Here is a 13,292-nt window from a genome sequence, read left to right as displayed (position 1 = left end):
TACGGCCGGTTCTGACCAGGAGACGGACGATGCGCGTGATGGTGTTGGTGAAGGCGACCGACGACAGTGAAAAGGGCTTTTCCCCCACTGCCGAGACCATGGCGATGATGGAGGCGATGGGCAGATATAATGATGAGCTGCGCAAGGCCGGCATCCTGGTTATGGCCGACGGCCTCAAGCCCTCCTCGCAGGGCAAGCGTGTCGCGTTCGATGGTCCCGACCGTACGGTTATCGACGGACCTTTCGCCGAGACCCGCGAACTGGTCGCCGGCTTCTGGCTCTGGGACGTCAAGGACATGGACGAGGCGGTCGCCTGGGTGAAGCGCTGCCCCAATCCCATGCCGGGACCGAGCGAGATCGAAATCCGGCCGCTATACGAGATGGCTGATTTACGGTGAGACTCTGACGCCGCGCTGGTGGCCTTCTCGCCGCGGCGCTGCCACTGAGATGAATCGCGCGGCAGGCCCCCGCCCGCATCAGGCAACCGCACGGGTCGCCGGCTGGATGTCATAGACGCTGAGCGGTGCGCTCTTGCCCTTGAGGGCGATCGGGTCGAGCGCGCGGAACGCCAGCGGCAGGTCCAGGCCGGTCGCGGCCTCGACCACGGCGACGGTCGCGAGCGTCTGCCGCGGCTTGGCGGCGGAGCACAGGCGGGCGGCAATGTTGACGTGATCCCCGAGCACGGTGAAGTCCATGCGATTCCGGGCGCCGATCGCTCCCATCACCACCTCGCCCATATCGATGCCGATGCCGATCGCGAGGTCCCGGTCAGGGCTGGCAGCCGAGGCATCGGCCATGTGCGTCTGCATGGCCGCGGCGCAACGCAGGGCGTCGGCGGCCATGGTCGGACCCTGGAACACAGCCATGACCTGGTCGCCGACGAACTTGTCGATATCACCATTGTGGGCGGCCACCAGATCGGCCTGCGCGGCGAGATAGAAATTCAGCGTCTCGACCACCGTCTCCGGGTCGTGGCTTTCGGCGAAGGCCGTGTAGCCGCGGATGTCGGCGAAGAGGATCGCGACCTCGCAGCGGCTGCCGCCCAGGCGAACGCCGGCTTCGTCCGACTGCCGGATGGCATCCATCGTGCCGTGGGACACGAATTTGGCCAGCTCGAAGCGTTCGTTGATCTGGACGATCATGTTGTTCATGCGCTTCGCCAGCTCGCCGATCTCGTCCCTGGAGCGCACGTTCCGGACCTGGACCCGGTAGTTTCCCTTGGCCACCTCGTTCGCCGCCTCCCCGATCGAGAGGATCGGGCGGCTGATGCGGTGGGCGAACACCGCCGCCCCCAGCACGGCGACGGCGAGCCCGCCGATCACCCAGTAGAACAGGCTCTCGATCATGACGTCGGCGGCGTAATAGGCGTCCGCCTCCTTCTGCTCGACGATCACGGCCCAGTCGAAGCTGCGGGCGAAGGCGAAGCTGCCGAGCATCGCGGTGCCGTCCGGCCGCGCATAGGTGTCGACGCTGACGGCGCGGGCCTGATCGCCCGCGCGCGCGGCGAGGGCCTTGCTCACGATCTCGCGCCGGCTCAGCTGCTTGACCCCGCCGGTCTCGTCCAGCTCCGGGTCGAACAGCTTCCGCCCCTGCGCGTCGACCGTGGTGATCGTGCCGACCTGGCGGAACGGCTGGCTGGCGATGAAGTCCCGGATGCGGCTGAGATCGATCCGCGCCGAGAGCACCGCGCGCGCCCCGCTGAACCGGCTATCGAGCGGGAGGACCACGGTGGCGAGCCAGGTGTCGGTCTTCGGCTCGTAATCGACGGCGGTGACCCGCACCGCCGCCCCGCTTTCGGGCGCCGCGGCCAGGACCGCCTCCGGCGGCACCCGCAGCACGTCCAAAGGCTGGATGCTCGCTTCCGTAAGCCTCGTGCTGAATCGGTTCTGCGAGATCACCAGCGGCAGGCGGTCGCCATCGAGGGTGATCTGCAGGGCGACGATGTCCGGCAGCTGGGCGATGCCATGGGTGAGGATGGCGACCTTCTCACCGACGCTCGCCTGCTTGCTGTCGACGGCGCTGCGGATCAGCAGGAGTGGGGCCAGCCAGGCCCGCTCATAGATGTCGTCGATCTGGCTGGTGACCTCGCGGCCCGTCGTGACCAGCCGCTCATTGGCCGAGCTTTTCATCTCGTCACGGGCGATCCGGATCAGCGACTGCCCGGCGAAGAGGAGCGGCAGCGCCGCGATCAGCGCCGAGAACAGCAGCAGCTTGCGGCGGAGGCTCAGCGACAGGAGCCAGGACAGCGAGCTCACTCCTTGGATCCGGGCGCGGGCGTCTCGGTCGCCAGCAGCGGCGACCGCCGGCGGACCGTCGCGACGGTGTCGTCGGTCGCCACGCCGCAGGGCAGCCCCGAGCTGTCGGTGACCGTGAGCGCCACCGGGATCTCGCCGGTCTGCCGGAACAGGTGGCGGACGCGCTCGCCGGTCTCGACGGTGCCGTCACCGAGCCGCCACACCTGCGTCAGGGCACCGCCGTCGGGGTCGCTGGAGCGCGTGCCGTCGAGCAGCACGGCATCCGCCGCCCCGCCGACGAAGGCCTCGAAGGGCGGTCCGGCATCGGCGACCGGCGGTGCATTGACCACCACCCGCGTCGACCGGCTGGCGGCGGCGCAGCTCGATTCCGTGTCGTCGGTGACGGTCAGCACGACATCGTAGGTCCCCGGCTTCGCAAAAACATGGGTGGCCTTCGCGTCCCCGGCGCTCTCGCCGTCGCCGAAATCCCACCGATAGCGGATGATCTGGCCGTCATCGTCGTAGGACGACGTGCCGTCGAAGGCGACCTCGGTCATCGGGCAGACCAGGCGTTGCGGGCCGGGCACCGGCACCGGCGGCCGGTTCACGTGCAGGATGCGGGTCTGCGGCCGCTGGCTGACCGCCAGGGCATGGCCATCATCGGGGATGACCGTCACGTCGTAGCGGCCCGGGTGCTCGAACCGCCGGACGAAGGTGCGGGCCCCGTCCTTCACGCCGGCGTCACGCCAGCCGGCGCCAGCCGGTTTCGCGGCGGCGTCGACAACAAGGCGGACATCCTCGCCGGTGCAGGCGGCGGCCGGCAGGCCGATCTCGGGCGCAGGCGGCGGACGCACGATCAGGGTCTGCTCGACCGTCGCGGAGGAGTTCTCCACCCCGGCCTCGTCGGCGACCGTCAGGCGCAGCTTGCGGGCGCCGGCGGTCGCGAAGCGATGGTTGACCCGGACCCCGGTCGCCGTCTCGCCGTCGCCGAAGTCCCAGCTGTAGGCAGCGATCGCCCCGTCCGGATCATGCGACCGGCCGGCATCGAGGACCACCTCCTCGCCCTGAGACACGTTCTCGGACGCCGTGATCACGGCGACGGGAGGGGCGTTGATCTCCACGACATGCGTGCCGGCCACCCGCTGGCAGGTGGGCGACGACGAATCGCTGGTCACGGCCAGGGTGACTTTCTTCCGGCCGGGTTCGGTGAAGCGGTGGGTGACGACCGCTCCTTCCACGGTCTTGCCGTCACCGAAATCCCAGCTCCAGCCGGTGATCCTGCCGCCCGGGATCTCGGAGCCGGAGCCGTCGAAGGTGACGTCGCCGAGCGGCGCCGCCGCCCGGGCGACGATCTTGACGACCGGTCCCTGCAGGATCCGGACCGACATCTCGTCGGTGGAGTGCGGATCGCATTTGCCGAAGCGCTGGCCTTCGATCTTCAGGAACACCCGGTAGTCGCCGGGGCGTTCGTAGAGATGGTTCGGCTTCTCGCCGATCGCCGACTTGCCGTCGCCGAAATCCCAGTCGTAGCGCTTGATCGTCCCGTGCGGGTCGAAGGAGCGCGAGGCGTCGAAATCGATCGGGGACATCGCACAGGCTTCGATGTCCGGGCCGGCATCGGCATAGGGGCCCTGGTCGACCTTGACCGAGACCCGGTCGACACCGTCGCTGTTCGACAGGTTGGCGCTGTCCTTCACCGACAGGGTGACCGGATAGACCCCCTCGCTGCGATAGGTCTTGGTCGGGTTGACGATGCCGGAGCTGGCACCGTCGCCGAAATCCCAGGCGTAGCGCAGCGCGCCACCCTGCGGATCGATGGATTTCGAGCCGTCGAAGGTGATCACGTCGCCGGTGCAGACCTCGCGATTGCCGCCGGCATTCGCGATCGGCGGCTTGTGGATGATCAGGGACCGGGCGGCCTGGTCGACCGAATTCCGCAGGCCTTTGCCGTCATCGACGACGAGAATGATCGGGTAGGTGCCCCCGCCGGCATAAGTGTGCTGCACCGTCGCGCCGGTGGCGGAGGCTCCGTCACCGAAATCCCAGCGATAGGTCAGCGCATCCCCGTCCGGATCGACCGAGGCGGTGCCGTCGAAGGCGACGACCAGGCTTTCGGTCACCTCGTCATCGCCGGGCTTGGCGACCGGCGCGTGGTTGACCGCGATCGCCACCTCGCGGGACTCGAAGCCGTTCGATGCGCCGCTGTCGTCGGCGACGGTGAGGCGAGCGGTGTAGAGCCCGGGTTCGGTGAAGGTCCGTTCGACCTGCGCGGTGGATACGGATTTGCCGCCGTCGCTGAAATCCCAGCGATAGCTGACAATCTTGCCGTCGGGATCGTAGGAGTTCGCGGCGCTCAGCCGAACCACGTCGCCCGGCGCGGCGATGCGGTCGGCGCCCGGATCGGCGACCGGCGCGGCGTTGACGGTGATCCTGGCCTCCTTGTAGTCGACGGCATCGGCATCGCCGCTGTCGTCGGCCACCGCCAGCCTGACGTCATAGATCCCCGGCCGGGCGAAGCTGTGCGACACGACCCGGCCCTTCGCCACGCCGCCGTCGCGGAAGTCCCAGCGGTAGTCGGTGACGTCGCCGTCCTGGTCCAGCGAGCGGCTGCCATCGAACACCACCTTTTCGCCGGGCGCGACGATCCGGTCGGGCCCGGGGTCGGCGACCGGCCGGGCATTGACCACCACGGTCAGGCTGTCGGTCGCCGAGTTCAGCTTCGTTCCCGACCGGTCGGTCACCGTCAGGCGGACCTGATAGCGGCCATGGGTCTCGTAAACATGGGTCGGCCGGGGCCCGGTGCCGGTGCTGCCGTCGCCGAAGTCCCAGACATATTGCGCGATCGCATCGTCTGCATCGGTGGAGGCGCTGCCGTCGAAGGTCACGGCACTGGCAGTGACCAGCTGATCGGGGCCGGCCAAAGCGACCGGGGGGGCGTTCACCCGCACGCTGAGCGTGCTTTCGCCGATCGCCGAATCGGTACCCGAATCATCCCGCACGGTCAGCTTCACCCGATAGAGGCCGGGCTGGCTGAAGGCATAGGTCGTCTGCTCCCCGGTTCCCTTGCGGCCGTCCCCGAAGTCCCAGTCCCAGGCCACGAGGCGGCCATCCGGGTCGCTGGAGGCCGAGCCGTCGAACACGAGCGGTTCGCCGATGGCGGCAATCCGGTCGGAACCGGCGACGGCCAGCGGCGGGGCGTTGACGACGATCGTGGCCGTGGCCGATGCTGTCGAGTTGGGCAGGCCGGCATCGTCCGTGACAGTGAGCGTGACGGTGTAGGTGCCGGGCTTGTCATAGGCATGGGGCGGCTCGGCGGCCGTGCTGGGCGTGCCGTCGCCGAAATCCCAGGCATAGGCCGTGATCCGGCCGTCGGGATCGAAGGACCGGCGACCGTCGAAGGCGATGCTTTCGCCCACCGAGACGCGGCGGCCGGGACCGGCGACGGCAACCGGCGTCGTGTTGACGACGATCGAGGCCTCGGCCGTGCCGGCGCCGCAAGGCTCGCGGGAGCCGTCATCGACCGTCAGGCTGGCGAGATACTGGCCCGGCTTGTCGAAACGCCGGGTGACCTTGGCGCCGGCGAGCGTGGCTCCGTCGTTGAAGTGCCAGGTCAGGCGCCGGATCGGCAGCCTGCCCGCCACCGATCCGCTGCCGTCGAACGCGACTTCGGCGCCCGTGGCCGCGGATGCCGGAGCCGCGATGCGGGCTTCCGGGGGCACCTGAACGTCGACCGGGACATCGGCTGCGGCCCCATCGCCGATCCTGGTGGAGGAGCCGAGGACCTCCAGACGGGCCTTGTACCGACCCGGCGCCGCATAGTCGTGGCGGACCAGCGGACCCTCGGCGGTGGCGCCGTCGCCGAAATCCCAGCGATAGGCCAACTGACCGCCCTTGGGATCGACAGACCGGCCGGCGTCGAAGGAGACCGACCCGCAGGCCGCGAGATCGACCCGGTCGACCGCCGGCTTCGGCCGCACCAGGGCCGGCCAGAGCTTCACCGGAAGCTCGAACGGCACCGGCGCACCCGCGCCATCGGCAATCATGAAGGTGGCGTCGTTCGGCATCTCCGTGCCGCGACCGAAGTCGAGGGCGGCCTCCGCCCCCGCCGTGCCCGGGATCGGAGAGACCTCGGTCGCCCGCCACTCGTCCTGGCCGGACGCATTCAGCGGAAGCGACGAGAAGGGAGTGGTGAGCTGCAGGGTTCCATACGCCAGATCGAAGCCGTGAACGATCAGCCGGTCGGCGCCTGCCGGCGGGCGGAACCGCAGCTGCGCGAAGGTCTTYTGGTCGGGGACGCGGACAACCGGCCGGTACGCGAAGATCTCCAGCCCCTCGGGCTCCACCTGCCGGGTTTCGCGGGCGCTGACCGCGACGTCGTAGACGTTGCCGGCGGCCCCCTCGAGGCCCTGCACCAGCAGTCGGAAGATCCGCCGTCCGTCGACGGCTTCGCCCTGGCGCGGATCGACGACGGCCACCGTCCTCCACTGGCCGATCGCCTCTGGCTCCGCGCCGAAGACCTTCTCCGCGATCAGCGTGCCCGCAGCCGACTGCTCGGGCAATGGAACGGCGGGAACCAGCGGGGGAATCCAGAACGCGCCGGTGCCGCCGAACACCGCATAGCGGGTCCGGTTCGCCCCGGGCGGCCCCATCGTCTGGTCGAATTCCGGGCCGATTCCGGGATCGAACACATTGATCCACAGCCGCTCGGTCGAGCCTTCCGGCACGCTGACATAGATCGTCTGCTCGCGGTAGAAATCGCCTTCCCGGGTGGGCGCATCCCGGCCGAAGGTTATCAGGGCGGGCCTCTCATCGGCCTGCGCGGGCGACGCCCATGCCACCGCCAGCACAAAAAGGGCGATGCCGAACGCTGTTTTCCCCGGGTGTCCCGCCGTCTTGCTCATCGCCCCCGCCCAACCTTCCCTCGCCGATCCCCCGCTCAATCCACGCGGTACGACTGCCTGTTGCCGGCGGCGTCCGTCAGTTCCACCTGCCTGACCGCCGCCGATTTCAGCCCCCCGCGCGGGACCGGGATCGAGCCCTGATAGGTCTGCGTGGCGCGGTTGAACCGGAGCACGCCGTCGGCGACCTCCGCCCCGTACCCCACCGTCGCGAGCGCGGTCGCCGCGAGCCCCGAGGCGTCGGAGGCGCGAACCTCGATCGCCGCAAAGGACCCAGCATCGCCGGTTTCGGGCGTGAGCTTGGCCGCGACCAGCCGGGGTGGATCCTCGTCGAGCGTGACCGTGAACCGGGCGACGTCAGTGTTGCCGAGCCCGTCGGTGGCGACGAGCTCGATCGGGTTGTCGCCGGCGCGCAGGCTGACGATCTCGTCGAAGGTGCCGTCCTTCAGCATGACCTCGCCGCCATTGAGGCGGAGCGTCGCGCCGGCCTTGGCGACCTGCCCTTTGACGAACACGGTCTCAGAGGCGGTGAGCCGGGGCAACTCCTCCGAAAGCGTGATGGCCGGCCGCTCACGGTCGACCACGATGTCGAGCTTCTGCGCGGTGCTGAAGCCCGACGGGGCGGTGACGACGATCGAGAGCGAGTCCTCGTCGGCGCCGAGCGCGATGTTGAGGGCAAAGCGGCCGGACGGATCGCTGGCCGCCGATCCGCGCAGTCCGCCGTCTGCGCCGACGACATCGATCCGGGAGTCCGGCTTCGTACGGCCGGCGAGGGACACGGTGTCGCCGGCTGCCAGCACCCGGCCCGCCGGGTCCCGGGGGACCGACGCGTCGAGCACAACGGGCTCCGATCGATCGGCCATGTGGCTGAAGCTGCGCAGCACGCGCGTGACATTGCCGGCCGGGTCGGCCGCGGCGATATCGAGGCGGTTTTCCCCCTCGCTGGCCTCGATCGGCGCAGCGAACCGCCCGAGGGCGCCGACCTCGACCGGACGGCCGTTGACGGAGACGGCGGCCCCCGGCTCCGTCTCGCCCCGGATCTCGACGGCGGCGTCGCGCTCGATCGCGCCCTCGCCCGGCGCGTCGATCCGCAGAAAGGGCGCGACCTTGTCGATCACCATGGTGAAACGCCAGGGGACGCTGCGCTCGCCGGGCAGGCCGAAGGCGTCGAGGGCGGAGACCCGCCAGTAATATTCGCCGGGCGGCAACTGCTCGGCGCGGAAGGCGGGCTTCTGCAGCCCGAACTCGGACACCAGCAAGGTGTCGAACGACTGGTCGGCCCCGATCTCGAGCCAATAGCCGCCGGCGCCCTCGGGTCCGGCCCAGGCGAGATCGGCCGCGCTGTTGTAGGCGACGCCTTCATTCGCCGGCGCGGAGAGCAGGGGCGCGCCGAGCACGTCTCGCTTCTCGCCAGCCTTGCCCTTGGCGGAGAGGACGAGACCTTCGTTCCGCCCGAGCACCACCGTCTCGCCGCTGGCCGCGACGGCGACGGGACGGTCGTCGTAATTGGTGAACCTGGCGCCGGACGCGTTGCTGCTGACCCAGAAGTCGCCGGACTCGATGCGGGCCTTCGCCTCCGGGATGTCGACGGCGAAGCTGGTGCGGTCGCTCTCGCTGCCGAGCAGGGCGTAGAAGTCGCCCTCGACCAGGCTGACCTTCGCCTCCTCATGCCGTGTCAGCGGATCGTAGCGCATCTCCTGGATGATGGCGTTCGAATTGGCGTTCAGCCTGAGCCGGCTGGCGTCGCGGAAGGTCAACTGCGCCGTCGAGTCGGACAGGGTCCGGACCTTCTCCTCCTCCACCAGCACGGCACGGAGCTGGGCATCGTTCCACGCCAGATCCTTCGGCTTCTGGGCCTCGACCTCTCCGTTGCGGTCGCTCAGCAGCGCCTCGGCGGCCTCATCGCGCCGCTGTTCCGAGAGAGTGAGGGCCTTCGTGGCCTCCGAGTGGGATTCGAGGGCGAGGTCCTTGGCGTCGCCCCAGGCGCGCTCGACCCGGCGGCCGAGCGCCCGGTCGTAGAGATCGACGGCCCTGCCGATCTCGTCCGGCGCGAACAGCTGGGCGCCCGCGAGGTTCGCCAGCCTGATCTGGTCGGCACAGCGCTCGAGCGCGCGCATGGCGGCGGCAACGAGATCCACCGGCACCCGCAGCGACTGACCGGGCGAGAGCTGGGCGACCGACGCCAGATTGCTGGCCTTGAGGATTTCGGGCCAGAGATCGGGGTCGCCCAGATACCGCTCGGAGATCTGCCGGATGGTCTGGTTCGGCTCGAGACGGATTTCGACGGTCTCGGCCCGGGCGACCGGGATCGCGGCCGCCAGGGCAAGCGCCGCCACGGCCAGCCCATCAAGAGCTGCCCGTCCAACCGATCTGGCGAGAGCGGCATAACCCACAAATTGCCCCCATAATTGGAGAAGGGTCCCAGCGTCTCTCCTGAAGGGTTTATTGGCTCTCCTGGAGCACGCCGCCAGACTGCGGCAGTTTTCTTTCGCTCTAACTATCAAGAATTATCAATAATTATCTCACAAAGCTGCAAAACGTCAATCTCCTAGGTATTTATGTAGAGAGGCAGCATGGGCCAGTCTCGCGCCATGTCGCCGGGCGCACAGGAGTGTCGTTTTCGCGAGTTCGCCGCGGACCGAGGAGGCACCGAACGTCACCGGCGCCGACACGACCGGGAGATAGGGGCGCGTTGGGCGAAGGCCGCGGCGGAGACATCCCGACGACGCGCCGTGGCGAGGATCATTGAAATGCCATGAATCCCGTTGAAACAATGAGGCAGCGGAGGCGGTCCGACGATCCGGACTGGGGGGTGACGCCATGAATGCCCGTCGTTGGATCAGGCTGCTGGGCCTGCTGGCCGCACTGGCCGCCCCGCCCGCTTTGGCGCAGGCCGCGAGTCCCGCCGCGCCGCCGGCCGCGGCCGCCACCGTGGATCATGACAAGCTTCCCGCCGCCGGCCGGCACGACACGCTGCTGCGCGTGCTGCAGCCCGGCCGGTTCTCGATCCGCGTGCGCAGCCAGAGCGGCGTGGCCATCCAGCTGGTCGACATGCTGACCGGCCCGTCCGAGCTGTCGGGCGACGCCGGCGCTACGAACGGACGGCTGGATGTGCTGCTCGATATCGGCACCTACAAGCTGCGGCTGTTCGGCGCCAAGGGGGCCGAAGGCGAGGCCGCGCTGACCGTCGCCCCCTTCCGCGAGGTCGCGGCGCCGACCCCGCGCCCGCGCGACGGCGTGGTGCAGAGCGCGGCGCTGGCCGATCTGCAGCAGCGCTCCTTCTGGCTGGCGGTCGAGGCGCCGGGCTTCCTGCGCCTGGAGGCGGCGGGCCGCAGCCTGGCCGATCTACGCTTCTGGCGGAACGGCACCGACCTGGTGCCGCAGACCGGGCGGATTCGGACCATCGAGCCGGTGGCCGGCCATCCGATGACCGACATCACCTTCGAAGACACCCTCGAGCCCGGAACCTACCTCGTCACCGCCTATGGCGGCCCGGGCTCCACTTGGGCCGACAGCGACACCAGCCAGCCCTTCCATATCCGCTTCGGCGCCGATGACACGCTGCTGGCCGGCTGGGTCGCCGGCACCATCGGGCCGTTCGGCCGCGACCTGTACCGGATCGACGGCAGTGCCCGGTTGTTCCGCCTGGCCCTGCCCGCCGCCGCCCCGGCCGGGCTGCGCGTGCTGGACGGCACCGGTGCCGTGTCCAGCGCTGCAATCGACAAGAAGAGCCGCGAGCCGACGGCCTCCGCCGCATCGGCCGCGTCCAAGACTCCGGGGGACCGCGTGGTCGAGCTGACCGGCGCGGCCGGCCAGGCCTTCCAGCTGCGGGCGATCGAGGCCCCGGGCGTCATGAGCGTGTCGCAGGCCGGGTCCTGGTGGCTGTCGGCCCCGACCGCGGGCTTCGGCGGCGACGAACTGCCGGCCACCCTGGCGCTGGTCCGCACCGAGACCGACAAGCCGGCCGTCACCGTCGGCAGCAACGCGCCGGAGATCGGCCCAGGCACAGCCTGGCGCCAGCGCTTCAACCTGCGCGGCCCCAGCACGCTGCTGCTGCTGGTGACCGCCCCGGGCCCGATCGCCGTGCGCAGCGCCGGCCCGGCCATCAAGCCGTCGATCACCGCCCCCAGCGGCGACGTGCTGGCGGCCCGCACCGATGGCGCCGCCCCGTCCTGGGACCTGGCGGCCGGCTGGTACATGCTGAAGCTGGACCCGGTCGACGGCGCCACCGGCATCCTCGACCTCACCGTCGGGCCACCGGGCCTGGCGCCGCAGGACAGCCGGCCGATCCAGCCCCCCGATCCGGTGGTCGGCTTCGGCCCGCAGAACCTGGCGGAGGGCCAGACCCTGCGGCTGGCCGCCAACAGCGGCCCGAATGCGGGCGTTGCGCTGTCGGCCCGGCCCTGGCCGCTCGACCTCGCCGATGGACCGCTGGCCGTGACCCAGGGCGCCGGGGAGGCGCTGGGCCTGTCGCTGAAGCACCCGGCGGAGGGCACGCTGCTGCAGACCGAGGTCGGCACCGGCACCACCGCGCTGAAGCCCGCGCCCGTCAAGACCAGCGCGACCAGCGCCGACCTGACCCTGCCGGCGCCGGACAAGCCGCGCACCACGATCTTCTCCTGGCGGCCACCCGCGGCACCGCTGCCGGACCCGGCCGTCAGCCCGCCGCCGCCGCTGACGGCGCTGCAGGCCGGCAAGCCCGCCTGGTTCGACCTGGACCGCGAGGCCGAGCGCAGCTTCGCCCTGGCCGTCGCCGATGGCGGGCTGTACCGGGTCGAGACGCTGGGCCGGCTGCGCACCAGCGGGTCGATCGGCACGCCGTTCATCGATTCGCTGGGCGAGGCCACGGCCAATGGCGCCGGCCAGAACATGCTGCTGCAGCAATATCTCCGCGCCGGCCGCTACCGCGTCACCGCCAAGGCGGAGGACGGCACCGGCCGGGTCGGTATCACCGCCCGCCCCACCCCGATGCTGCCCGGTGCCGCGCTGGTGCCCGCCGGCACCGTGCACGCCGCCCTGCCGGCCGGCAGCGGCATCCTGTTCCCGATCGAGATTCCCGCCGACGGCTCGTACCGGCTGGAGATCCTGGGGCTGGACCGCAGCTTCACCGCCCGGCTGGAGGATGCCGAAGGCTGGCCCCTGTTGGCCGCCGGCGACCTGGCGGGGCTGGAGCAGGAGCTGGCCGCCGGCCGCTACCGCCTGATGATCCTGCCCGAGGCGGTCGACACCCGCGTGGTCGCGCACCTGACCAAGCTCGAGCCCGAGGTCGCGCTGGAGGGCCACGGCCCGCACCCGCTGCCCTTCGACGCCGACCAGGCCTTCCAGTGGCGCGAACCGGCCGGCCGCAGCGATCCGCGCACGCCGGACCAGTGGGACTTCACTCTGGCCGGCCCGGCCAAAGCCAGCCTGAGCCTGAGCGACGGCATGATCGCCGAGCTGCGCCGGCTGGACACGCCGGAGACCGTGGCCCGGTTCAGCAGCAGCGCCGCCTTCGATGGCGAGCTGCCGGCCGGGCGCTACCGGGTCGAGGCGACCAGCCTGGGCCGCAACGACCGGCTGGACTACACCGTGACGCTGCACACGGACGAGCTGCAGCCCGACGCGGTGCGCGACGTCCCGCTGCCCTCGACCGTGCCGTTCAGCATCGCGACCGACCGGGTGGTCAGCCTGACCAGCTTCGGCGGCCTCGACGTCAAGGCCGTGCTGCGCGACGCCCAGGGCCAGGTGCTGGACCGCTTCGACGACCGCGACGGCGACTGGAACATCGCCGTGTCGCAATACCTGCCGGCCGGCCGCTACAGCGTGGATCTCGCCCGAGTGGAAGCGTCGGCAAGCTCAGGTGACGACGAGTCGTCCGACGGCTCCGATGAATCGAGCGACTCAGAGGATTCCGGGGATGGTTCCGGGCCGACCACAGAGCTGCGGCTGTCGCTGCCGGCCGAGGACGGCGCCATGGCCGCGGCGCAGCCCTCCGGGACAGTCGAGCGGACGGGGGCGACGGTRCATCGCCTGGCCATGCCGGCGGCCGCCGCGGGCAGCCTGATGGTCGCCGCCGCCAGCTCCTCCGCCGAACTCACCCTGTCGCTGGAGCGCCAGGGCGCCGACGGCGCCTGGGCCAGCGTGGCGATCGACCGCGGCCTGGCGCCCGCCGTGGCCGTGC

The 13,292-nt window shown here is 70.6% G+C and carries 5 protein-coding genes; 2 read left to right on the top strand and 3 right to left on the bottom strand.

Annotated elements, in window-relative coordinates; all coding sequences use genetic code 11:
- The first annotated feature begins 29 nt into the window (after positions 1 to 29).
- Complete coding sequence (locus tag AB4Z01_RS27375; protein ID WP_441699087.1) at positions 30 to 398, top strand: YciI family protein; 369 nt, start codon at positions 30 to 32, stop codon at positions 396 to 398.
- A gap of 78 nt (positions 399 to 476) precedes the next feature.
- Here the strand turns inward: AB4Z01_RS27375 and AB4Z01_RS27370 are convergent, their stop codons facing one another.
- Genes AB4Z01_RS27370 through AB4Z01_RS27360 form a run of 3 tightly spaced genes read right to left on the bottom strand, consistent with a single transcriptional unit; the run spans position 477 to position 9,468 of the window.
- Positions 477 to 2,255 carry an adenylate/guanylate cyclase domain-containing protein gene (locus tag AB4Z01_RS27370; protein ID WP_441699085.1) on the bottom strand — a complete coding sequence of 593 codons (1,779 nt, stop codon included), beginning with the start codon at positions 2,253 to 2,255 and terminating at the stop codon, positions 477 to 479.
- The gene (locus AB4Z01_RS27365; protein WP_441699084.1) at positions 2,252 to 7,135 is read right to left on the bottom strand and encodes a PKD domain-containing protein; all 4,884 of its coding nucleotides are present in this window, start codon (positions 7,133 to 7,135) and stop codon (positions 2,252 to 2,254) included. The genes AB4Z01_RS27370 and AB4Z01_RS27365 overlap by 4 nt, the downstream gene beginning before the upstream one ends.
- Positions 7,136 to 7,170: 35 nt before the next feature.
- A complete protein-coding gene (locus AB4Z01_RS27360) occupies positions 7,171 to 9,468 on the bottom strand; it encodes a FecR domain-containing protein (RefSeq protein WP_441699083.1) in 2,298 nt (765 codons plus the stop codon).
- A gap of 484 nt (positions 9,469 to 9,952) precedes the next feature.
- Here AB4Z01_RS27360 and AB4Z01_RS27355 point away from each other — a divergent pair.
- Positions 9,953 to 13,292: hypothetical protein (locus AB4Z01_RS27355; RefSeq protein ID WP_441699082.1), on the top strand; the 3,340-nt coding region annotated here is incomplete at its 3' end.

This window comes from Inquilinus sp. YAF38 (assembly GCF_052113205.1).
In the GTDB taxonomy this organism is placed as follows: domain Bacteria; phylum Pseudomonadota; class Alphaproteobacteria; order DSM-16000; family Inquilinaceae; genus Inquilinus.
Note: the sequence above shows the minus strand (reverse complement) of the source record. Positions and strands in the feature narration are given on the sequence as shown.

Bases quoted from the DNA above. Each gene is read 5' to 3' on its own strand.
- AB4Z01_RS27375 (WP_441699087.1), top strand. From the start codon at position 30: ATGCGCGTGATGGTGTTGGTGAAGGCGACCGACGACAGTGAAAAGGGC.